This is a genomic window from Marinoscillum furvescens DSM 4134 (assembly GCF_003386095.1).
Taxonomy (GTDB): domain Bacteria; phylum Bacteroidota; class Bacteroidia; order Cytophagales; family Cyclobacteriaceae; genus Marinoscillum; species Marinoscillum furvescens.
On the sequence record NZ_QREG01000026.1, the window covers coordinates 38,731 to 61,710 of the forward strand.

Consider the following 22,980-nt stretch of genomic DNA (forward strand, 5'->3'; position numbering starts at 1 on the left):
TATAATGAGTACTGAAGCAGCAGAAGCAACAGAAGTACAGAAAGCTCCGGCGGAGCCACTTCTGTCGAAAAGACGTAGAAAAATCATGTCGGACCCTCTGAATGAGGATAACCCGATCACCGTTCAGGTTTTGGGTATCTGTTCGGCACTTGCTATCACGATCAAAATGGAGCCTACGTTGGTGATGTCAATTGCGGTAATAGCTGTAATTGTATTTGCTAACCTCATCATCTCGCTCTTAAGAAACCTCATTCCGGGACGTGTTCGAATCATCGTGCAATTGGCGGTGATTGCAACTCTTGTAACGCTTGTGAGTGAGATTCTGAAGGCATACTACTTTGATATGTACAAAGTACTGGGAGCGTTCGTAGGACTAATCATAACCAACTGTATCGTGATGGGTAGACTCGAGGCGTTTGCCATGGGCAACAAACCTTACGATTCGATCCTCGATGGTCTGGGTAGTGGATTTGGCTATGCATGGATCATTTTGGTAGTCGCTTTTTTCCGTGAGTTGTTTGGATCTGGATCCATATTCGATTTCAAGGTGTTTGCAGCTCTGGGATGGGAAAACTTTCCTACAAATGGTTTGATGGTGGATTCTATTGGTGCGTTTATGGTGCTTGGAATCCTTATCTGGGTACAGCGCTCCAAAACAGGTTACGTAGAACACTAACGATTTAAGAAGAAACGACATGGATATTTTTAATATAGCATTAAAAGCCACTTTCATCGACAACATGATCTTTGCCTACTTCCTGGGCATGTGTTCATTCCTTGCGGTTTCTAAGAAAGTGTCTACAGCATTCGGTTTGGGGATGGCCGTAATCTTCGTACTGACGATTACTGTACCCGTAAACTGGTTATTGCAGGAGTACGTTTTGAAAGAAGGAGCATTGGCATGGTTAGGAGCTGATTTTGCCACCATAGACCTTACTTTCCTTCAGTTTATCATGTTTATTGCTGTTATTGCCTCTATGGTACAGTTGGTAGAGATGATTATCGAAAAATTCTCTCCCGCACTTTATGGCTCTCTAGGTATTTTCTTGCCATTGATCGCTGTAAACTGCGCTATTCTGGGAGCGTCTCTTTTCATGGTTCAGCGAGACTACACCATCGCACAGGCTACAGCTTATGGTTTTGGCTCTGGATTTGGTTGGTTTTTAGCCATCATTGCTTTGGCGGCTATTCGCGAAAAACTGAAATACTCAAGCGTACCTGACGGACTGAAAGGTCTGGGGATTACCATGCTGATCACTGGTTTGATGGGCTTGGCCTTCAAATCTTTTATCGGTATTGCGCTTTAAATCTCAATAGATATGTGAATAAAAAAGCTTCGTCGGAAACGGCGAAGCTTTTTTTGTATCTCTACACCCCTCTAGAAAAGCACACAAAACCTGACAGAGATCAGTTAGTTTTGTTGGAAAGACTATTGCTATGAATTTCCAATCCTTGTTTTCATATTTTCTTCGTGGCTTATTGCTGGTAGTACCTGTAGGGCTAACCATCTACATTATCATCGAGATGGTACAGTGGACGGATAGTTTGCTGCCTATTCAGATTCCAGGGCTAGGGATACTTACCGTGTTTTTTGTGACCGCACTAGTTGGTTACCTGGCCAATACGATTTTTGCCAAGCCTTTCTTTGATCTCTTTAGTGACCTGCTAAAGAAGATCCCACTGGTGAATTTTATATACACAAGCATCAACGACCTGGTAACAGCCTTCGTAGGAGACAAGAAAAAATTTGATACCCCTGTATTAGTGCCGTTTGATGAAAATGGGGTGATTTACAAGCCTGGTTTTATTACCCAAAAGGACCTGGCCGAAATAGGACTGCCCGGAATGGTAACTGTTTACCTACCTCACTCGTACAACTTCTCCGGTAATGTGTTTATCGTAGATAAATCCAAACTAATTACGCTCAGCGGAAACAATACAGACATAATGAAATATGTAGTTTCTGGAGGTATTTCAGGTAGGATTAAAGTCAAGCAGTAAATAATTTGGTGAATTAATTTTAAATTATTCCTTTCTACTTTGTGTTGGGGAAAAAATAGTTTTTAGTTTTGCAGTAACGAATAATCAAAGAGTTGAACACTTTTCATAACATATCTCCATCCTTCAGCTTCAGGCCTAGGTTCCCCAGGCGGTAAGCCTGATATGTTATTATAGGACACCTACGTGGTGACCTCCTTTCGACTTGTTTTACAGTTATTCTTTCTCATTATTTTCCCAAAACCAAAATGGACAAATTCATTGTATCAGTTGCTGGTGCATCACATATGCATCTTGCAGAAGAAGTCTGCGAGCTAATTGCCGACAGTGCTGAAAAGCGCGGTACAGGTATAGCGCTCAGATCCCCCGAATATGTCAAAGCCAAAATGACGGATGGAAAGGCTGTGATCGCTCTTACCAAAACTGGGAACCTCGCAGGGTTTTGTTATATAGAAACCTGGGGGCATGATCGCTATGTGGCCAACTCCGGACTTATCGTACATCCCGACTATCGCAACAATGGTCTGGCTCAGGCTATCAAAAAACGAGCATTTAAACTGTCGAGAGAAAAATACCCCAACGCCAAGCTGTTTGGTTTGACTACCAGTATGGCTGTAATGAAAATCAACTCTGACCTGGGCTATCGTCCCGTGGCGTTTTCAGAACTTACCGATGATGAGTCTTTTTGGAAAGGCTGTAGCAGCTGTGTAAACTACGACATTTTGACCCGAAAAAATCACCAAATGTGCCTCTGTACAGGCATGCTCTATGATCCTGAGGAGAAAAAGCGCCAATGGAAAAACAAGAGCAAAAAAGTGCAAGAGAAATTAATGGTTTGGAAGCAAAAAGTAAAAATCAAATGAGTAAACAGCAAAAGGTTGTCTTAGCTTTTAGCGGTGGGCTGGATACTACCTACTGTACGATTTATCTGAAAGAACTGGGCTATGAGGTTCATACTGTCTCAGTAAATACCGGAGGGTTTGATGCAGATGAATTGAAAGAACTGGAAGAAAAATCCAAAGCGCTGGGTGGTGTAAGTCACCTCAATATTGACGCTACGGAGGAGTTTTATCAAAAATCCATCAAGTACCTAATAGCTGGTAATGTGCTGAAGAATAACACTTACCCTCTGTCTGTGAGTGCTGAGCGTGTATTTCAGGCTACGGCTATTGCTAACCACGCCATCAAAATCGGAGCGGATGCGATCGCTCACGGAAGTACAGGGGCAGGCAATGATCAGGTACGTTTCGATATGATTTTCAATATTCTGTGCCCGGAAAAAGGCATCATCACTCCGATACGAGACAACAAGCTGTCTCGTGAAGAGGAGATACAATACCTGATCGATCATGGAGTGAGTGGCAACTGGGAAAAAGCACTCTATTCAGTAAATCAGGGGCTGTGGGGCACCTCCGTGGGAGGAAAAGAAACCCTCACCTCTAACGAATACCTGGCAGAAGAAGCTTTTCCAAGTCAGCTAAAGCAAGAGCAGCCGAAAGAAGTATCGGTTACTTTTGAAAAAGGCGAGCCAGTAGCATTTAATGGAGAAAAAATGGCTCCTGTAGCTTGTATAGAAGCTTTAAATGCAGTCGCATCGGCTTATGCAATCGGAAGAGACATACACGTGGGAGATACGATCATTGGTATCAAGGGACGTGTTGGGTTTGAAGCTGCGGCTCCAGTGATACTCATCAAGGCACATCACACGCTTGAGAAGCATGTGCTCACTAAAAATCAGCTTACCATCAAGGATCAGCTTTCCATAACCTACGGCAACCTACTGCATGAAGGTCATTACCTCGATCCGATAATGCGAGATATCGAACAGTTTTATGAGTCCACGCAGGAGTATGTATCAGGTACTGTGAAAATCCAGTTGGCACCGTATCGTTTTTACATCATAGGTGTAGAATCTGCTCATGACCTCATGCAGTCTACTTTTGGCAAATATGGGGAAATGAATAACTCCTGGAGTGGAGAGGATGTGAAAGGCTTCTCCAAGATATTTGGCAACCAAAATATGATTTACCATAAAGTACACCAAACCGATGGATAAACTTAAAGTAGGTATATACGGAGCAGCAGGGTATACTGCAGGAGAGCTGATACGCATTTTGCTGCACCATCCCAATACTGAGCTGGTATGCGCTCAGAGTGGTAGCCAGTCGGGTAAAAAAGTATATGAAACACATACCGATCTTTTTGGAGATACAGAGTTGGCATTTGATGCTGAGCTGGATTTGGAGGTGCTGGATGTTTTGTTTTTGTGCAAAGGGCACGGTGAATCCAAAACGTATGTAGAGCAAACTACTTTTCCACCCAACCTTAAAATCATTGACCTGAGTCATGATTTTCGACTCAAGGCACCTGGTAATGAATTCGTTTATGGTTTGCCAGAAATGAACGGTAAACTGGTGAAAGGAGCCCAAAAAGTGGCTAATCCGGGCTGCTTTGCTACCTGCATCCAGTTTGGCTTGCTACCTGCGGCCGATGCGGGACTTTTCCAGTCTGAAATTCACACGACCGGAATTACCGGGTCTACCGGTGCGGGGCAGTCGCTTTCGCCTACTTCTCATTTTTCGTGGAGAAACAACAACATGAGTGTTTACAAAGCCTTCACGCACCAGCATTTAGGAGAGATAGGCGAGAGTCTTGAGCAACTGGGTGGAAATAAACCTACAGTAAACTTTATGCCTTTTCGAGGCGATTTTACGCGAGGGATCATCACGACATCTTATTTCGATACGGAAGTAAGCGAAGCGGAAGCATTTGAGATCTATGAGAAGTACTATGCAAAGGCTCCATTTACGCATGTGACTAGAAAAAATCCGGACCTGAAAATGGTAGTCAATACTAACAAAGCAGTGGTGTATTTGAAGAAAGAAGGCAAAAAGCTGCTAGCAATCTCCATTATTGACAATTTGCTGAAGGGCGCATCAGGACAGGCGGTACAAAACATGAACCTGATGTTTGGCCTGGATGAGACTACAGGATTGCACTTAAAAGCGAGTAATTTTTAGACTATGGATTTGAAAGGAAAGAAAATAGCTGTACTTGGGGCCGGAAATTTGGGTATTGCCATAGCTCAGGGTATAGTAGAAGAAAATCTTACAGAAGCTAAGAATATTTTTCTTACCAGAAGGCATACTGAGCAGATCGCCCATCTGGCCAAAGATGGATTTGTGCTGACCAGTGACAATTTGGAAGCGGTGAAAGCTTCTAAAATTGTAATGGTATGTGTGCAGCCCAAGCAGCTGCCAGCGCTGATCGATGAGATCAATCCGGTGTTGACGGCCGACCATTTGTTGGTTTCAGTGATCACCGGTGTTTCTATCGCAGAGATAAAAGAGCTTCTAAAAATAGACTGTGCAGTGGTTCGTGCCATGCCAAACACGGCCATTGCCATTGGCGAGTCTATGACGTGCATTTGCGCCCCGGATCATGCGGAGCATGGAATTGCCGTACAGCAAATTTTTAACGCATTGGGTCAAACCCTACTGATAGAAGAGAAAATGATGCAAGCTGCCACAGTGCTTGGAGCCAGTGGGATTGCCTTTTTTATGCGGTATTTGCGTGCGGCTACTCAGGGTGGTGTGCAAATGGGGTTTCACTCTGAGGAAGCACAACTAATAGCGGTCCAGACCGCCAAGGGGGCAGCATCGCTTATTCTGGAAAACCAGCAACATCCGGAGGTAGAAATAGACAAAGTAACCACACCAGAGGGATGTACCATCGCCGGCTTGAATGAAATGGAACATCAAGGGCTGAGTTCTGCGCTGATCAAAGGACTAATGGTGTCTTACGAAAAAATCAAAAACATAAAGTAGATGAAGCAATTCACCTCGGTAAAAGATGTAGCCAACCCAAAAGAGTTGGTTCAAAAAGCACTTGAGCTAAAGAAAAACCCATATGCGCATAAGCAATTGGGTTTAAACCGAACACTTGGGCTACTTTTTTTTAATAGCAGCCTGCGGACACGAATGAGTTCTCAGAAGGCAGCGGCCAACCTTGGAATGAACGTGATGGTGATGAATGTCACCCAGGATTCCTGGCAGATAGAGATGGAAGATGGCGTATTGATGGATGGAGGCAAAGCGGAGCACATCCGTGAAGCTGCAGCTGTTATGGGGCAGTACTGTGACATCCTGGGGGTTCGGTCATTTCCAGGGCTCGAAGATCGAGAAGCAGATTATCAGGAGGTCATCCTCAATGCGTTTATCAAACATTCTGGAGTGCCAGTGGTGAGTCTGGAGTCTGCCACCTTGCATCCGCTTCAGTCGCTTGCAGACCTGATCACGATTGCGGAGTATCAGCAGACCGCACGTCCAAAAGTAGTATTGACCTGGGCTCCACATGTAAAAGCCCTTCCTCAGGCGGTTTCCAATTCTTTTTCAGAGTGGATTCAGCATGCAGATGTGGATTTTTCCATCGTACAGCCAAAAGGATTTGAGTTATCAGAGGCGTTTACAGGATCTGCGCCGGTATTGTACGATCAGAAGGAAGCATTTGAGGGGGCTGACTTTATTTATGTTAAAAACTGGTCGTCATACAAAAACTATGGTGCAGTAGGAGAAGCTCGCGACTGGGTAGTGAATCAAGAGAAACTTGCTGTTACCAATCAGGCCAAGGTGATGCACTGCCTGCCGGTAAGAAGAAATGTAGTGATCGCCGATGATGTTTTAGATAGTGAAAGCTCCATTGTAATCCCTCAGGCTGGAAACCGCGTTTACAGTGCGCAAATTGTATTAAAAGAAATTTTGGGAAATTTATGAGTAAACAACCACTTCATATCATAAAAATAGGAGGGGCTGTTATAGAGAACCCCGAAATGAAACAAGCCTTTTTGGATGGCTTTGTGGCTTTGGAGGGGCTAAAGATATTAGTACACGGCGGGGGTAGAGTAGCCACCGAAATAGGTGAAAAACTCGGGCTCAAAGCCAATATGGTTGAAGGCCGACGTGTGACGGATGATGCTACGGTAGATCTGGTTACGATGGTCTATGGTGGGTTGGTTAATAAACAGATGATCGCTCAGTTGCAACACCTGGGAGTGAATGCCATAGGTCTTACCGGAGCAGATGGTAACATCATTAGGTCTACGAAAAGGCCTGTGAAAAACGGTGTGGATTACGGATGGGTAGGAGACCCGCAGGAAGTCAACGTGGAGTTTATTACCGATATGATGGCTTCTAAAGTCACTCCCGTGATTGCTCCGCTTACGCATGATGGTGCAGGACATATACTTAATACCAATGCCGATACAATGGCCGGTACTTTGGCTGCCGCATTGGCTGATCGCTTCGATGTGCATTTAGTGCTTACTTTTGAATTGGATGGTGTAATGCGAGATGTGAATGATCCTACTTCATTAATTACACCTTTTAAATATTCATTTTTTGAGGAATTGAAAGCTTCAGGAGCGATTCATAGCGGAATGATTCCTAAATTAGAAAACGCATTCAAGGCATTGAAAGGAGGCGCGGGGAGTGTGCGTATTTGTAAATATGACCAAATCCATACAACCAATGGCAGCTTCCTTCAAGTATAACACAGATCAACTGCATCAGCAGGCCATAGAATTGCTTTCACAGCTAATAGCTACTCCGAGCATTAGCCGAGAGGAAGACGATACGGCTGAAATCATCGAGTCGTACCTGAAATCACATGAGGTAGTTACTCACAGAAAAGGAAATAACATCTGGGCGAGGAATCTTGCCTACGATGCGAGTAAACCAACAATTTTATTGAATTCGCATCATGATTCGGTAAAACCCAACGCAGGGTATACCAACGATCCTTTTGAGCCAATTCAAAAAGACGGCAAGCTGTATGGCCTGGGAAGCAATGATGCAGGAGGGGCATTGGTGTCCTTGATCATGACCTTTTTGTATTTTCACAATCAGAAAGATTTGAAATATAATTTGCTACTGGCAGCAACGGCAGAAGAGGAGATATCAGGTGCCGGGGGAGTGCGAAGCATCCTTCGAGAGATAGGTGAGGTGAGCTTTGGTATAGTGGGTGAGCCTACAGAAATGGACATGGCTGTGCATGAAAAGGGACTGATGGTGCTGGACTGCTATGCACCGGGACAGGCTGGGCATGCAGCACGAAATGAGGGTGAAAACGCTATTTATAACGCCATCTCGGATATTGAGTGGTTCCGGTCTTTCAAGTTTCCAAAAGAGTCCACAACGCTCGGTCCTATCAAAATGTCAGTTACGGTGATCGAAGGAGGTACACAGCACAATGTGGTACCCGATAGCTGTCATTTCGTAGTGGATGTTCGTACTACGGATGTCTACAGCAATGAAGAGACCCTTGAAATCATTCGATCACATGTTAAAAGTGAAGTGAAGGAGCGTTCCACCCGATTGCAACCATCCAGGATGCCTGATGATCATGAAATTGTCAAGGCAGCCAATGCTTTAGACATCAAGCTTTTTGGATCACCTACCATGTCAGATCAGGCATTGATGCCATTTCCTACCGTAAAAATTGGGCCTGGACTATCTGATCGCTCCCATACTCCAGACGAGTATATCTTTGTGGAAGAAATACGCGAAGGGATCATGGGGTACCTTATGCTGCTCAATAAATTGTTCAAATCGAATTGAACCCAACCATTAAATCATCCAAATGAAACTTTGGCAGAAGTCTACGGACGTAAATAAGAAAATTGAGGCCTTTACGATAGGTAATGACCAGGAACTGGATTTACTACTGGCTCCTTATGATATTTTGGGCTCCCTAGCTCATATCCAAATGCTACAGGAAATAGGCTTGCTGGAGAAGAGTGAACTCAAAGAATTGAGTGAGGAACTAAAAAGCCTTTACTTGCTGGCGCTGAAAGGGGAGCTTACCATCGATGAGGGTATGGAAGATATCCACTCTCAGGTAGAGTTTTTGCTTACTCAAAAACTCGGCGAAGTAGGTAAGAAAATACACAGCGGTCGTTCTCGGAATGATCAGGTGCTGGTAGACCTAAAAATGTACTTCAGAAGCGAGATAGAGGAAATCGCAGGAATGATTGAGTCCTTCACCAGTACGTTGCTACGCCAAAGTGAAATGTATAAAGATGTGTTGATACCTGGATATACGCATATGCAGGTGGCAATGCCGTCTTCTATAGGCTTGTGGCTTGGTGCCTACGCAGAGAGCTTGTCTGATGATCTGATTGCCTTGCGAGCAGCCTATGAGATGATCAATAAAAACCCGCTCGGTAGTGCAGCAGGGTATGGTTCTTCGTTTCCGCTGGATCGTGAGCGCACCACCCGTTTGCTAGGCTTTGATGAGCCAAACTACAATGTGGTTTACGCTCAAATGACTCGTGGTAAGAGTGAGGTTGCGCTTGCAAACGCATTGGCTTCTATTGCTACTACGCTGGCCAAGTTTTCCATGGATGTGTGCATGTATGCAGGACAAAACTTTGGGTTTATATCCTTCCCCGATGAACTCACCACAGGATCCAGCATAATGCCTCATAAAAAGAACCCGGATGTTTTTGAATTGGTTCGTGGGCGATGCAATCAGCTGATGAGCCTCCCCAACGAACTACACCTACTGTTGAGTAATCTGCCTAGTGGCTATCACCGCGATTTGCAGCAGCTTAAAGAGCATTTGTTTCCGGGCATCCAAACCCTTAAGCAATGCCTGGATATCGCAGATTTTGCCATCGGTAAGCTGAAAGTCAACCCGAATATCATCAATGATCCTCGGTACGATTACTTGTTTACCGTGGAACTCGTAAATGAACTCGTGTTGCAAGGGATGCCATTTAGGGATGCCTATCGTGAGGTAGGTAAGCGGGTAGAAGAAGGTACTTATGAGCCAAACAGGGAGGTAAAGCACGCTCATTTGGGCAGTTTAGGAAACCTGGCCAATGAGCAAATAGGCGAAAAGATTGAGCGAGAGCTGGCAAAGTTCAACTTTGAAGAAGTCAGACAATGTTTTGACGCCTTGATTCGCTAGAGTTAATTATTAAGCGTAAATAAAAAAAGGGAGCCAAATGGCTCCCTTTCTATTTTATTGCGATGGTGATACCTTACTCTATAGTGAGTTCAAATTCGAATGGGATGCGTACTCCACTTGCTACAGCCTCACCTGCACTATTTCGTGCTGGTTCAAACTTCAATTTCTTCGCAGCATTTTCAGCCTCTGTTTTCAGTTTAGAGCATGGAGCACTCAGAGTAGTCGTTTTGGTAACCTCACCTTTAGCGTCAATTTCTACATATAATAACACTTTTCCCTCAATGCCGGCAGTGTTGGAGCTAGCAGGATACGAAATCGTGCGAGCTACTGCTTCCATATTAAGTGCCTTGGGCATTACTACGTAGTTAGGGTCTGAACTAGCAAATGCAAGTGTAGCAGTAAAAACCAGGCCGAGTAAAGTGATATATCTACGCATATTTATTAATGTTTATTTCTGGATTATCGTATTGATATGACAATATTAACTAAATGTTAATTTATTAACAAAAGCGTAACATTAAAACTTTTGGACTTTTTCAGATTATTTTCTGCGCTCTGATTTCAAATGGATATCACTACCCATTTGCTAACTTAGCCACCGCATGTCAGAATCATTTCACATCTACCGTTCGGGGGCCGGTTCCGGTAAAACTTATACCCTGGCAAGGTCTTTTTTGCTGCTTGCGCTGAGTAGGCCAAATGCCTTTCGTAATATCCTTGGCGTGACCTTTACGAATAAGGCCACCGAAGAAATGAAAAGCCGTATCGTCTCCATTTTGAAAGTGATAGCGAGTGACGAGCAGCACCCCATGGAAGATTATCTGATGGAGAACCTGGGGATCACTCGGCCGCTATTGAAGCACCGCGCTAAAGACACACTAAGTGATGTTCTGCATCAGTATGGTCGGTTTAGTATCGTTACCATAGACAGTTTTTTTCATAAGGTTATCCGTTCGTTTGCTCGCGAAATGGGGTTGCAGGGCACTTTTACCATAGATCTGGACATCAATAAGGCCCTTGATCTGGTGATCGATCAAATGATGTTGGAGATTGGGGAGCCGGAACAAAAACTATTGAGAAAATGGCTTACCGACTTTGCAGAGCAAAAAGTGGAAGAGGGCAAATCCTGGGATTTTAGAGAGGATGTAAAAAGCCTGTCGAAGGAAATCCTGAAAGATGACTTCAAGGAGCATGCTGATGAAGTGCTCAAGCTTAGCGGTGATAAGCAGTTTTTCACTCGAATGCGCAAGGAGCTAAATACTGAGCGCTACACTTTCGAAAAGATGGTGGTGCGGATGTGCAGAGAAGTGCTCAACTACCTGGACAACACGGGCTTATCGGTTGGTGATTTTTCCAGAGGTGCCGGTGGTCCTCTGGGACTGTTTTTTAAGCTCGAAAAGCTCGATTTTGACATATCAGACGCCAGACGTGCGGCTCGAAATGATATCAGCAAATGGCTAACGAAGGCCAATCAAAAAGATGCTCGACTGGTAGAGGCCCTGGAGTCATTCATATTACCTAAATATGATGCACTGATTGATTTTATAGACCGGAAAAGCCTTCATTACAATTCGGTGATCGAAGTGCAGCGGTACTTTTTTACGTTCGGGATACTCGCACAGGTTAATAAGTATGTGCAGAAATATCGGGATGAAAATGATGTGATGTTGATCGCAGACCTGCCTGATTTCCTGCATCAGATCATAAACGATAGCGATACACCATACATCTATGAAAAAGTAGGCTCTACGTATAGTCATTACCTGATCGATGAGTTTCAGGATACTTCGGCCTTCCAGTGGGAGAACTTTATGCCTCTGGTAAAGAATACCGCTGATGCGGGTGATTTTAGTATGGTAGTGGGAGATGTAAAGCAGTCCATTTATCGTTTTCGGGGTGGCGATTGGGAGCTGCTGCAAAACCGCATCCCTCAAGATATTGGTGAGCATCATGTTTTTGCTACTACCCTGGATGTCAACTGGCGCAGCGATCCTAATATCATTCATTTCAATAATGCTTTTTTTGAAAGCGCGAGTAAGAACGCTGCGGAATACTTCATCAGTCAGAGTGATGAAATTGCTGATGAGGGAATCCGCTCTGAGGTCTCATCTCTTGTTCAGAATGTGTTTGCCACCTTTGATGATGTAGCTCAGAAAATTCCCGAACATAAAGCAGAAGGACATGGTGCTATCAGAGTGGAATTTATCGCGGATGATGTGGAGGCAGACAGCTGGACGGAAGAAGCGGTGGCCCGTACAATTGCTCAAGTGGAAAACTTACAGCGAAAAGGTTATGAGCTTCGCGACATAGCGATTCTCACTCGATATACCGGTGAAGGAAAGCGGATTGCTGATGCTTTTATTGCCTATCGCAACAGTCCGAAGGCAGACCCTGATCTACGATACGAGGTAGTGAGTAGCGAGGCGCTTTACCTGACTTCTAGCCACCTGGTGCGTTTTTTGGTTTCATTGATCAAATGGCTCAATGATGAAAATAACACCATTGTGCTCACGGAATGGCTGTATGAGTACCATCGCTACATTAAGAAGTCAGAGCAGCCCGAGAGTGATCTCTTTACATCAGTGGAAAACTGGGAATCACAGGTGCCAAAAGAGTTTGAAAAGCAGCGTGAGTTTTTAAAATCTTTGCCACTGTACGAGCTAGTTGAGCACCTGATTCGTTTATTTGACTTGAACAAACTCCCTGAGGAGTTTACCTACTTGCAAGGCTTTCAGGATGCGGTTTTGGATTATGCTAAAAATGAAAGAGGCGATATTCCGTCTTTTTTGGAATGGTGGGAAGAAGTTCGAAAGGATAGAGCCATTCAGATATCCGATGATAACAATGCCATTAAAATCCTCACCATACACAAGGCGAAGGGATTAGAGTTTCCAGTGGTGATTTTACCGTTTTTAAGCTGGAGTTTTGATCACGACAGTGTGAAGGATAATATCCTCTGGTGCAAAGGCGCCGGTACCGCTAAGCCCTTCAATGAACTGCCGGTTATTCCCCTGAAATATGTGTCAAATCTAGCGAACACCTATTGGGCTGCAGACTATTATCAGGAGCGATTGAAGGCTTATTTGGATAACCTAAACTTGCTATATGTCGCATTTACGCGTCCAGTTGATGTGCTTATAGGATTTGGCAATCAGCCAAAAAAGCCTCAGGAACTCAAATATGCTTATGACCTGGTGTACAACCAATTGAAGGGACTGCCTGGCTTTGATGAATCCGAGGGTATTTACCAAAATGCCGAAATCCCACAGGCAAAACAGAGTAATGTCGGCACCGTGGAATATGGGCTGCAGCACTATCAGGCCTCTTCATGGCGTAGCAAAGTAAGTGTGCAGATCAAAGGTTCTGCTGAGCTCAGTGAAACCGTTTTTGTGGAAGCCACCCAGCATGGCACACGTATTCATGACATGCTGAGCCGCATCAAATACAAAAGCGATTTGGAGCAGTTTGCCGATGTGCCTGAGCGTGTGGAGCTGACTCGAGTATTAGAAGATCCAGAAGTGGCTTCCTGGTTTGATGAGACTTGGGAGGTGGCTACAGAAGTGCCCATACTGCTACCGGGAGGTGATTTTAAACGGATAGATCGGATCAATAGCAATGCAAGCGAAACAGTGGTGATAGATTTTAAAACGGGAACTAAACGCAAGAAGGACGAGCATCAGGTTCGTGAGTACGTGCGCCTGCTGCAGGAGATGAACTTCCCATCGGTGAGTGGCTATCTCGTCTATTTGAATGATGTAAGTGTAATGAAGGTAAGCTAATGGACAGGTCAGAAAACACTGTTGATTCATTTATTGCTGAGCTGGCAGATCAAATCCTCTCGGAGCATGATGGTCGGCTGCAGGATGTGACGGTGGTTTTTCCCAACCGTCGCGCGGGGCTCTTTTTCCGAAAGGCACTTGCACAGCAGATCACTAAACCACTTTGGATGCCAGAGGTGATCAGTATGGAGGATTTTGTAACACGGCTCAGTCCTCTTCAGAAAATCGAGAAGCTGGAAGCAATATTTGCCCTTTTTGAAGTCTATAAAATCCATCAAAAACGGGAAGAGTCCTTTGATCAGTTTTTCTTTTGGGGAGAAATGATCCTGAGGGATTTCGAAGAGATCGATCAATATCTGGTAAACACAGAGCAGCTGTTTACCAGCATCAAAACACAGAAAGAGCTGGACGAAGAGTTTTACTTTTTGGATGAGGAAGACAAAGCCATCATTCAGAAATTTTGGGCTACATTCTTACCTAAGACCACAAAAAGCCAGGAAGCATTTTTGGAGACCTGGAAGTTGCTCAAACCGATATATGATGACTTCCAGGCTGCGCTCATTGCTCGTGGAGAGGCCTACGGTGGGCTCATATACAGAGAGGTGGCACGGGAGCTCCCAAGTCTTGAAGTATCCAAAAAGCCACTGTATTTCGCAGGGTTCAACGCGTTGACCTTTGCCGAGGAGAAAATCATCAAGCACTTCGTATTTGAAACAAATGCCAAAGTGATCTGGGATGTGGATCGCTATTATTTTGATAATGAAAAACAAGAAGCAGGCTTCTTTTTGCGCGAATATGCTAAGGAACAAACGCTGCAACGTACATTCCCCGAAGAGCTTCCCTATCGGTTGAAATCACCGAAGGAATTTAAGGCAACAGGAGTCTCACTGGAAGTAGGGCAGACCAAGGCGCTGGCTGAAGAGCTGGAAAAACTGGCGCATGAGCCAGGCTTTGAGCCTGAGAAGACTGTGATCGTATTGCCGATGGAGCACATGCTTTTTCCGACGCTGCATGCAATTCCCGATAGTATAGATCGGATCAACATTACGATGGGTTATCCGCTGAAGGATACGCCAGTTTTTAGTTTGCTGGAAAGCGTGCTTATGCTTCAGCACATGCGCAGGGAAAGCATCGTCAATGGCGTTTCTTTTTACTACAAGCCATTGGTGGAGCTACTAGAGCATCCGCTGGTATTTGCGATGGAAGAAAAGGCCATTCAAAGCCTCATAGCTGAAATCAAAAAGCGGAATTTGATTACGCTTTACGCGGATGATTTAAACCTGGAACACCCCATATTCAAGCATATTTTTCACAAACCGGATGATGCCTTTGAGTATCTCCTGGGCTTGCTTAAGCAACTGTACGATTATTGGAAAGATCAGGAGCATGATCTCGAACAGGAGTTTATTAGTCGTTTTTATGAGCACATAGCCCAGCTAAAGAAAATGATGGGTGACCGTGCAGAAGAGCTTAGTTATGATTTCCTGATCAAGTTGTTTCGCAGGCTGGCGCGTACCCTCAAAATACCATTTACCGGAGAGCCACTTGGGGGGTTGCAAATCATGGGGATTCTTGAAACCCGTAACCTGGATTTTGAAAACGTCTTCGTTCTGAACATGAATGAGGACAGCTGGCCGGCAGCACCGCGCAGTGGATCATTCATTCCTTACAACATTCGAAAAGCGTTTGACTTGCCGGTGCATGATCATCACGATGCGATTTATGCTTATCTGTTTTACCGGTTGCTGCAGCGAGCAAAACGGGTGCACTTTTACTACAATACAGTTTCTGAGTTTAATGTAAATGGTGAGATCAGTCGGTTGGTTCAGCAGTTGGAAGTGGAGTCCGATTACACTCTGGAGAAGCGCATACTAGCCAGCCCAATTAAGACCGTGCCACCAAAGGCTATTACAATTGAGAAGACGCCTGCGGTGCTGGATGGGTTGGAGCGGTATCTGGAGGGGTATCAGGGTAGGAAAGGGGCATCCCCGTCATCTTTTACACCTTCTGCCATCAATACCTATCTGGATTGTCGGTTGAAATTTTACTTTAAGTATGTAGCTCGGCTTTATGAGCCTGATGCGGTCCAGGAAGAAATGGACCCTATGGTTTTTGGGAATATCCTGCATGATACCATGGAGCTGCTATACAAGCAGTTTAAAGAACGCAATAAGACGGATATCGTGCAGCCACAGGACATGTTTTGGATCAAAGAAGGGGTGGATGGTGCCATGAATCAGGCCTTTGTGAAGCACTATGGGATTTCGAAAAAGAAAGAAAAGAAGTTTAAACTGGAAGGTCGATCGCTCATAGCGGCAGATGTGCTGAAAAAGTTTATTTACAAAATACTGGATTACGACCGTGCCTATGCTCCTTTCAAAATTTTAGGACTGGAAGCCACCAGCAGGGACGGATACAGTCTTTCAGTACCAATCAGTCCTGGAGGACGAGAAGTTGCGGTAAGGATTCGTGGTATCATCGATCGTATAGATCTCAAGCAGGGAAAGGTGCGAGTCATTGATTACAAGACGGGTCGCGACGAAAAGAACTTTAAGTCGGTGGAGTCGCTTGTAGACCGAAATGATAAAAGACGCGCTAAGGCGGCCTTTCAGGTATTCTTTTACAGTCACTTGTTTGAAAAGAATTTTTCTAAAGAGCCTTATGAAACGATTGAGCCCGGGCTTTTCAATTCGAGGGATCTGTTCAGTGATGATTTTGAGTGGAAGCTTTACGACAAGTCACACAAGACTAATGTAGGGGAGTTTCGCAGGTATCAGCCAGATTTCGAAACAGTGTTAGTAGAACTACTTATCGAAATGTATGCTCCTGAAGTGCCTTTCGATCAAACCGAAGACACTAAGAAATGCGGGTACTGTACCTATAAAGATATTTGTGGGAGGTGATTAATATAAGGTAACCATGTTTTCAGGTTGAATATTTGAGAGTTGACTTAATGGACTCAGCTAACAGGACGTGAACAGATGGTCGATCGGTTGAATGCATTTTTTTTGGATTTAGGTTGGGTTTATTAAAATTCAAATACAGCAAACTACTATAAACCGCAAGCACGCCAGTCTACAGCTTTTTCATCAGGGAAAGCACAACTAGCCCTGTCATCATATTTCATATATAATACGAGATAACAATTTTCAACCCCGAATCCATGTTCGGTGCTGGTTTCTCCCGGGTCCAAATCCCAGGTGCCCACATCGAAGGTACCGTCGGCTTTAGGGAAGTAATATTTGTAATGAACCCGGAAATTATTAGGGTTTGTAAATTTCACCCATTGCTTTTTTGTCGATACGTCGTATTTCTGCTCTAGTACTACTGCTTCCCACCAGCAATAACCTGAATCAGGAAGTGAGTTGTCACTGTCTCCATCATTTGATCCTCCACCAGCGTCTCCTCCACCAGTGTCTCCAGGAGGTGGAGGTGGTGCAGTTTTGGTCCTGAAAGTAACGACATCACTAAATACCTGATTATTGTTTTCGTCGTAGGCTTTTACTACCAATTCGTATGATTTATTATATAAAAGCCGGGGCAATTTTACCTCATGACCAACTGCATACTCACTGTGCCAAACGGGATCCCCATTGAGTAAAACTGTATAGTAAACCGGCCCACAACGATCGCGATCCAGATTCCCATTGTGGTCTATAACAAGGCTGGTGTTTACATCCACAAGGGAGCTATCGTATGGATACATTATCTGGGGTTTATTTACAGACCCTCCATTGGTTGTAAATGAGATTGTTTCGCTACTTGATGTTTCAGAACCATTGTACAGTTCTATTTTATAGTAATATGTTGTGTTGTATTCATTCGACACTATCGTCCGATTAAAGTCTACATTATCCAACTCAGTGAGATTGTCAGGGTCAGTACCATAGAAATGTCTCACTTTATAAGCTTCACAATAATCAGAAGCCTCCCATTTGGGCCACTTACAAATCGGGATATCAGTGGCTCCATTTTCTGGGTATACAATCATAGGCGTTGGTAATGGCTGATTGGTGGTGCCCTCAATAGTGCCTGTCTTAAACGAAAATACTTCCTTATTTTCCACGATAGGGCCATCCTTCCACTCCCAGGTATCTATTGCTGAATTGTATTCAAAGGTGCCGTCATGTGTAGCAGCTACGGTCCAGAAATAGGTTGTGTTTTCTTGTAAAGGCAAATATTGATTTACGAATTCATCAGTTTTTTGCGAACTGATAGACAGTGTAGCGTCTTTCTCTGGAAATTTATTGACCCGAAGCAGGTTTTCAGGACTCGTGCCCATATAAAAGATATAGGCTATCTGAAAGTCCTCATGATGCGGCTCCACAGTAAGGTTGGGGAATGCTATGCATAGATTCGAAGCTCCATTTGTAGGTTTTAAGAGTTTTGGGGGTACAAGTGCGTTCGGGTCCGGCCCGGATTCTGGTTCAGCCTCGTTTGGAGGAACATCTGGAATGTCCTCATTGGTCAATAGAGGTTGATCAAAATTGAAAGTTTCTTTCGTGACATTACTAAGTCCACAGGATTGATTATAGGCCACGATGGCTACTTCTACCGGGATATTACCCTGGTATTTCAAATTAGGCGAAATTGACGTGACTTGTGTGGTGCCCTGTTTTAAGATATCACTGGTTGATTTATGTGTTAACCGATATTTATACCCTGAGGCTCCTTCTACTTCACTCCAGGATATTTTTTGGTTTGTGGCCGAATCTATGGAAACCATTGATAAAGTCCCAGGCTCAAAGTCCACATGAATTGTTTCTCTTAGCTGATATTCCTGGATTTTCTTATCAGCACCTGTATTTTCCATGTCTAAGATGATTTCTAGTTGGTACTTAATAGTACCTTCACTATCGATATCTGGGGATACATGGACCGGTACTGAAACAACTTTTTCCACATACTCTCCAATAGTAGTGGGTGCTTTTATGCCGTTAATAGCAACACTATCAAGTAACCCGAATGTGTCTTTTAGCTTAAGGTAAAAAGTCTCATTCGTTGAAAAATCAGGAGAGGAGTTTTGCAGTGTAATGTCAATGGTGAATTCTTCACCACAGGATAGATTAGTTGGAATTTCTGAAATGGATGAAACTGTCACTTCATTACCCTGAATAAATATCCGCTGAATATGATCATAATAATGTATGTAATCCCAGGATGGATCACATACCCTGTTGACACTTTCAGGATCTATCTCCAAAAAAACACCAATGCCATTACCTGGCTCTATGTATTTTGCAGGTTCAAATAACGCGCGAAGTGCTACAAATGGATGATAAACGCTCCTGGTTGCGGCGATTTCAGGAATGTCGAGCGTATCTACGGTGATGGCGCGACTGATCTCATCGTCGGTCAATTGGTACCAGGCATTTTCAATAGGGGGTAGTGGTACAATTTTTACAAATGCCTTTGTTGCTTTTGACTGGGAGTAACCCTTGTTATAAATACGGAATCCCACGTCTAGCGTGTCATTTGGTGCTACTTTGCCCAGGTAATGGTGCCCTGTACGGGAATCAACAGTGAAATCGTCCAGGCCATTGCTTGTTTTACCATGAAAGTCTAGTGTAATTTCCGGTTGGAGAAAGACCGTTCCTTCAGGGCAATTGTTGGATAGTGCCAGGTGTGTGTTTTGTCCTTCATTGTATTCTAGAAAAGTGTTTTGGTAGTCCAACTGAAAAATGTACCAATTAGTTGTGTCAGTGAGGGGTACGTACATGTCAATGGTGTCTTGCTCACCAGGAGCTAGTTCCGGCACCTCCAACAATTGCTTTACTTCGGCCATATAAGCCGATCTCTTAGGAGAAAAATGACGATTGTATAATTGGTATTGATAAGTATAAGTAAGATTAATTTCACCTGCCAAAATGGTGTCATTCCTCATGAGAGCAATATGTGAAGCCGGGGCGGTTCCATTTCCATCGTTTGTAACAATGAGTCGATAATGCAGTGATATACTGTCATTTTCATGAAAAACCTCTTCTACCGTAGGTACTCCCGATAAGTCAGGAAGAAAATCTTGGTGCTCATCCACCTGCATGAAGACGGTCAATTGATTTACCTGCGCCCCAAGACACCTCTGAGTGTTTGGGATAATATCCAGAAAGGCTGTACCTGACCGTGACCATTGATTAAGGATTTCTCCGAATCGAGCGAATTCGTCCACTACATATCCATTGGGGAAACTATATGTTATGCCGTTGTGGGATACCCCTTCTTCAGCAGCTGATATATCAAATGTGTCCTCTGCGATTACCAGTGTATCCTGATGATCTATACTTCGAAGCCTCAGCTGATAGGTGAGATTTTCACCCAGGCTGGAGCCAAAAAGTGATCCCAGCGAAAATACCAGAGTGTCTGCCAGTCCAAGGTTGATCGTATCATGTACCATAAACTGGTATTTTGTTGGGTCAAAATCCTGGCTGAGTTTGACCCAGTCGTCTGGGCTTTCTCCTGTGTATTTATAGGTATAGTGATGTTTTACAAAATCACCCAGGCTTGTCTTTCGAGAACCTATACTTTCATGGAGGCGCATCCCATTTACCTCTAAGTAGAAACTTTCGACACGATATTCGTTGTGCTCAGCATTAGGCAGAGACAAGGTACACCTGGCCAGGGTATCCATGCGGTATTCATCAATAAGTATAAAATGATTGGAAAAATCTGCCGAGAGATGCAGTGTGGGAAAAAAATCCAGGTCCTGATAGGCGTTCATTTTGTCTATGGCTGCAAGAGCATAAGGCGCTGACATCACACTGTCATTATATATGCGTTGATGATAAAGCTTCAAGTTGTTTCTATGGATCGGTGACTCGTTAGATAGTTTAATGCTTACGCCATGTTGGCCGCAGTAGGCATTTAGGTCCAGGGTGGGCTCGGCTGATAGCTTATAGCTACCCTCATGGTCATTTAGGTAGGTAAATGTTTTGTATCCGTATCCAATGGGGATTCGCTCAAAGGTTTTTGAATCTATAGCAAGTACTTTTACGATCCCTTCGTATTCACCCGAAGGCATGTCGTCAGGCCATATAGGAAAGTAGTCTACATCCTCGCCAAATATATAGCTTGCATCTGAGCTGATTGAAGGAATGGAATCTCTAAACTCATACGAATCTGAAGAGTCAGTCAAGGACCTTAAGGTCATCTTCAATTCCAGAGGTGGTAAGTCTGCACCAGAGCTATTCTTAATGCCTAGCATTAGAAATGCCGAATCACGAGCTGTCAGGGTTTGCTTGCTACCACTTAGAAATCCAATAAATAGCGGGTCTTCCACTGTGAGGTGACTGAAGAAGAAGTTTTGTCCGTTCAATAGAGCAGTTGTATTTATCTGACTCAACGTGTCGCAACCATTGAAAATAATGCGGTCTTGAAACTCATAGAGATATTGATAATAAGGGTAAGTCCAGTTGTTGTCTGGAGAAGTAAGCACGCTATCTGTAGGATGTATTTGAATCCATTTAGGATTTAAAGGTAGACTGTCTACTGATTTTAGAAGGTTGTTCACTGAGACTACAGCATCGTCCTTTTTGATCAACCACTGAATTTGGTCCGGGTACTTTGGGTTATCGCCTAATGAATCATAAAATGGATTGATTATCTGGTAGCTAGCATTTACATACAGTTTTGAGGTGTCTATCTGCAATAAATTTTGATTGTCAGTAAGGGAGGAAAGGTTGCCTACGCTGAGGACCATCATGGTATCGCTTACGATTACATCACAGTCCTTTGTTTCTAGTATTCCAAAGACATACCCTTCCATGTCTTCTATCTTTAAAGAAGTCCCTTCAGCTATTTGGCTATAGGTAGTTTCCTGAAGTGTCCTGAAATACCAGTAGGTGGTTCCTTCTACGTCTAAACTGATGTATGCAGAGTCATTCTCGCATATTTTGAGCAATTCTGATTGAGCCGTTACACCGAGAGAGGCAATCAATACTATGCCAAAGAAAAAATATCTCATGTTGTGTTAATGCTTAATGATTTGGAAGATCTCTATGTGGTTGTTGACGGAAACAGTGAGTAGATAAACCCCGCTTGATAGGTGGCTAAAGTTGAGTTTGTGATTGTTGTAGCTAAAAGCGTAATTCTTTCCCGATAGATCCGTCAGTGCCATTATTTTAGTTGAATGTGAAGCTTTAGATGCCAGGTGCAAATAATCAGTTACCGGGTTAGGATAGATTTCTATTGTATGTCTTTCATTTTTAAGCACGCTGGATACTTCGATTGGGTAATTTTCATATATGTCATACGTCCCATCACTTGCAGCTATGCGCACCTCATGTGGGGGAGGAGGTAGTTGCTCTAGAGTCTTAATGATCGTTATGTCACCTGCTTCATTGATGTCAAAGTAACTCATTAGACTGCCCGATGCTATAGAGAAATGAATAGGGTCCATGTCTTCATCTGAAGCTTTTACACTGCCTAGTGTAGTGCCTACAGGTGCTTGTTGCTCGATTTGAAACGTGTCTTTAATAAGTACTGGAGGCTCATTCATGTTTGATACCTCGATGGTGACTTCCATTTCTCTTCGGACCCAGCCATCGGAAACTGCAATGGTTGACTTGATGGAAGGTGTTTGTTCATGATTGTATAGCGAGCTGTCTGCCACGGTCAATATCCCCATGCGCTCGTCCAGTGCTACTGCACTTGCAGGGTTGGTTGTCAGGAGTTCATACCATAGTGGATCACCATCTGGGTCTGAGGAGGTAATTTGCCCCAGAGTGTCCCTGGAGCTAGGATTCTCAGGAATTGTGAACTCCTGATTGGTTACTTCGGGAGGACTGTTGGTGAATGTGTACGCAAACAACTCATATTGAGAACAAGAGCCTGAGCTCAATGTGATCTCAAGTTCGACCGTAAAAGAAGTGTCTGGATGATCGTAATAATAGTTTGACGAATCGATTAGTAGAATATCTCCTGAGGGGATAATATTATCGTTGGAAGATTGGATAGATAAATCTAGCGTGTCTGTCCGGTTAAAGATATTACTGGCCTTGAACTGCAAGTAGCTGGAAGTGTTGCCAGGAGCTGTCACATTTACAATGTTGCTGATGTCCAATGTGTTTTTCGGTAGTGCTTTATTACCCGAAGTACTCAATGTGAACGATTGCTGACCGTAAGCAGAGGTCAGAGCCATGAAGCATATGAGCATGGCGAATACGGTGGTTGGGGTACCTTTGGTCATGTTTTTCTATGATCAAAAGCCAAATTGGCTTTTGACTAAAATAATATAAAACTC

At 43.9% G+C, this 22,980-nt stretch carries 16 protein-coding genes; 13 read left to right on the forward strand and 3 right to left on the reverse strand.

Annotated features, from left to right (window positions below; all coding sequences use genetic code 11):
• Window positions 1–4 precede the first annotated feature (4 nt).
• The 11 genes from C7460_RS20380 to argH all read left to right on the forward strand — a co-directional run bounded on the left by C7460_RS20380 (window position 5) and on the right by argH (window position 9,966).
• Window positions 5–676, forward strand: coding sequence for an NADH:ubiquinone reductase (Na(+)-transporting) subunit D (locus C7460_RS20380; protein ID WP_115869990.1), 672 nt, complete (start codon window positions 5–7; stop codon window positions 674–676).
• Window positions 677–695: 19 nt separating this feature from the next.
• Window positions 696–1,307 carry an NADH:ubiquinone reductase (Na(+)-transporting) subunit E gene (nqrE, locus tag C7460_RS20385; RefSeq protein WP_115869991.1) on the forward strand — a complete coding sequence of 204 codons (612 nt, stop codon included), beginning with the start codon at window positions 696–698 and terminating at the stop codon, window positions 1,305–1,307.
• Window positions 1,308–1,437: 130 nt separating this feature from the next.
• Window positions 1,438–2,001 (forward strand): DUF502 domain-containing protein, encoded by a 564-nt coding sequence (locus C7460_RS20390; protein ID WP_115869992.1) that lies wholly within the window; start codon window positions 1,438–1,440, stop codon window positions 1,999–2,001.
• 245 nt (window positions 2,002–2,246) lie between these two features.
• Window positions 2,247–2,861, forward strand: coding sequence for a GNAT family N-acetyltransferase (locus tag C7460_RS20395; protein ID WP_115869993.1), 615 nt, complete (start codon window positions 2,247–2,249; stop codon window positions 2,859–2,861).
• The gene (gene argG, locus C7460_RS20400; protein ID WP_115869994.1) at window positions 2,858–4,054 is read left to right on the forward strand and encodes an argininosuccinate synthase; all 1,197 of its coding nucleotides are present in this window, start codon (window positions 2,858–2,860) and stop codon (window positions 4,052–4,054) included. The genes C7460_RS20395 and argG overlap by 4 nt, the downstream gene beginning before the upstream one ends.
• The gene (gene argC / locus C7460_RS20405) at window positions 4,047–5,018 is read left to right on the forward strand and encodes an N-acetyl-gamma-glutamyl-phosphate reductase (RefSeq protein ID WP_115869995.1); all 972 of its coding nucleotides are present in this window, start codon (window positions 4,047–4,049) and stop codon (window positions 5,016–5,018) included. The genes argG and argC overlap by 8 nt, the downstream gene beginning before the upstream one ends.
• A gap of 3 nt (window positions 5,019–5,021) precedes the next feature.
• A complete protein-coding gene (gene proC / locus C7460_RS20410; RefSeq protein WP_115869996.1) occupies window positions 5,022–5,825 on the forward strand; it encodes a pyrroline-5-carboxylate reductase in 804 nt (267 codons plus the stop codon).
• The gene (locus C7460_RS20415) at window positions 5,826–6,770 is read left to right on the forward strand and encodes a Rossmann-fold NAD(P)-binding domain-containing protein (protein ID WP_115869997.1); all 945 of its coding nucleotides are present in this window, start codon (window positions 5,826–5,828) and stop codon (window positions 6,768–6,770) included. It abuts the gene before it with no gap.
• Window positions 6,767–7,546, forward strand: a complete 780-nt coding sequence (gene argB, locus C7460_RS20420) for an acetylglutamate kinase (protein ID WP_115869998.1) — start codon at window positions 6,767–6,769, stop codon at window positions 7,544–7,546. The genes C7460_RS20415 and argB overlap by 4 nt, the downstream gene beginning before the upstream one ends.
• Window positions 7,524–8,612, forward strand: coding sequence for a M20 family metallo-hydrolase (locus C7460_RS20425; RefSeq protein WP_115869999.1), 1,089 nt, complete (start codon window positions 7,524–7,526; stop codon window positions 8,610–8,612). The genes argB and C7460_RS20425 overlap by 23 nt, the downstream gene beginning before the upstream one ends.
• A 22-nt stretch (window positions 8,613–8,634) precedes the next feature.
• The gene (argH, locus tag C7460_RS20430; protein ID WP_115870000.1) at window positions 8,635–9,966 is read left to right on the forward strand and encodes an argininosuccinate lyase; all 1,332 of its coding nucleotides are present in this window, start codon (window positions 8,635–8,637) and stop codon (window positions 9,964–9,966) included.
• Between the two features lie 73 nt (window positions 9,967–10,039).
• On the opposite strand, the gene C7460_RS20435 is transcribed toward argH, so the two are convergent.
• On the reverse strand, window positions 10,040–10,402 hold the full coding sequence (locus C7460_RS20435) for an energy transducer TonB (protein WP_115870001.1): 363 nt from the start codon (window positions 10,400–10,402) through the stop codon (window positions 10,040–10,042).
• 166 nt (window positions 10,403–10,568) lie between these two features.
• Here C7460_RS20435 and C7460_RS20440 point away from each other — a divergent pair, with 166 nt between their 5' ends.
• Both C7460_RS20440 and C7460_RS20445 read left to right on the forward strand, forming a co-directional pair.
• Entirely contained in the window at window positions 10,569–13,745 is a 3,177-nt protein-coding gene (locus C7460_RS20440; RefSeq protein ID WP_115870002.1) for a UvrD-helicase domain-containing protein, read from the forward strand.
• Window positions 13,745–16,648, forward strand: coding sequence for a PD-(D/E)XK nuclease family protein (locus C7460_RS20445; RefSeq protein ID WP_115870003.1), 2,904 nt, complete (start codon window positions 13,745–13,747; stop codon window positions 16,646–16,648). Before C7460_RS20440 ends, C7460_RS20445 begins: the two co-directional genes overlap by 1 nt.
• Window positions 16,649–16,797: 149 nt before the next feature.
• Here the strand turns inward: C7460_RS20445 and C7460_RS20450 are convergent, their stop codons facing one another.
• Window positions 16,798–21,702, reverse strand: a complete 4,905-nt coding sequence (locus C7460_RS20450; RefSeq protein WP_115870004.1) for a CARDB domain-containing protein — start codon at window positions 21,700–21,702, stop codon at window positions 16,798–16,800.
• A gap of 6 nt (window positions 21,703–21,708) precedes the next feature.
• A complete protein-coding gene (locus tag C7460_RS20455; RefSeq protein WP_115870005.1) occupies window positions 21,709–22,926 on the reverse strand; it encodes a T9SS type A sorting domain-containing protein in 1,218 nt (405 codons plus the stop codon).
• Window positions 22,927–22,980: the final 54 nt, after the last annotated feature.

Bases quoted from the DNA above. Each gene is read 5' to 3' on its own strand.
- C7460_RS20380 (WP_115869990.1), top strand. From the start codon at position 5: ATGAGTACTGAAGCAGCAGAAGCAACAGAAGTACAGAAAGCTCCGGCG.
- nqrE (WP_115869991.1), top strand. From the start codon at position 696: ATGGATATTTTTAATATAGCATTAAAAGCCACTTTCATCGACAACATG.
- C7460_RS20390 (WP_115869992.1), top strand. From the start codon at position 1,438: ATGAATTTCCAATCCTTGTTTTCATATTTTCTTCGTGGCTTATTGCTG.
- C7460_RS20395 (WP_115869993.1), top strand. From the start codon at position 2,247: ATGGACAAATTCATTGTATCAGTTGCTGGTGCATCACATATGCATCTT.
- argG (WP_115869994.1), top strand. From the start codon at position 2,858: ATGAGTAAACAGCAAAAGGTTGTCTTAGCTTTTAGCGGTGGGCTGGAT.
- argC (WP_115869995.1), top strand. From the start codon at position 4,047: ATGGATAAACTTAAAGTAGGTATATACGGAGCAGCAGGGTATACTGCA.
- proC (WP_115869996.1), top strand. From the start codon at position 5,022: ATGGATTTGAAAGGAAAGAAAATAGCTGTACTTGGGGCCGGAAATTTG.
- C7460_RS20415 (WP_115869997.1), top strand. From the start codon at position 5,826: ATGAAGCAATTCACCTCGGTAAAAGATGTAGCCAACCCAAAAGAGTTG.
- argB (WP_115869998.1), top strand. From the start codon at position 6,767: ATGAGTAAACAACCACTTCATATCATAAAAATAGGAGGGGCTGTTATA.
- C7460_RS20425 (WP_115869999.1), top strand. From the start codon at position 7,524: ATGGCAGCTTCCTTCAAGTATAACACAGATCAACTGCATCAGCAGGCC.
- argH (WP_115870000.1), top strand. From the start codon at position 8,635: ATGAAACTTTGGCAGAAGTCTACGGACGTAAATAAGAAAATTGAGGCC.
- C7460_RS20435 (WP_115870001.1), bottom strand. From the start codon at position 10,402: ATGCGTAGATATATCACTTTACTCGGCCTGGTTTTTACTGCTACACTT.
- C7460_RS20440 (WP_115870002.1), top strand. From the start codon at position 10,569: ATGTCAGAATCATTTCACATCTACCGTTCGGGGGCCGGTTCCGGTAAA.
- C7460_RS20445 (WP_115870003.1), top strand. From the start codon at position 13,745: ATGGACAGGTCAGAAAACACTGTTGATTCATTTATTGCTGAGCTGGCA.
- C7460_RS20450 (WP_115870004.1), bottom strand. From the start codon at position 21,702: ATGAGATATTTTTTCTTTGGCATAGTATTGATTGCCTCTCTCGGTGTA.
- C7460_RS20455 (WP_115870005.1), bottom strand. From the start codon at position 22,926: ATGACCAAAGGTACCCCAACCACCGTATTCGCCATGCTCATATGCTTC.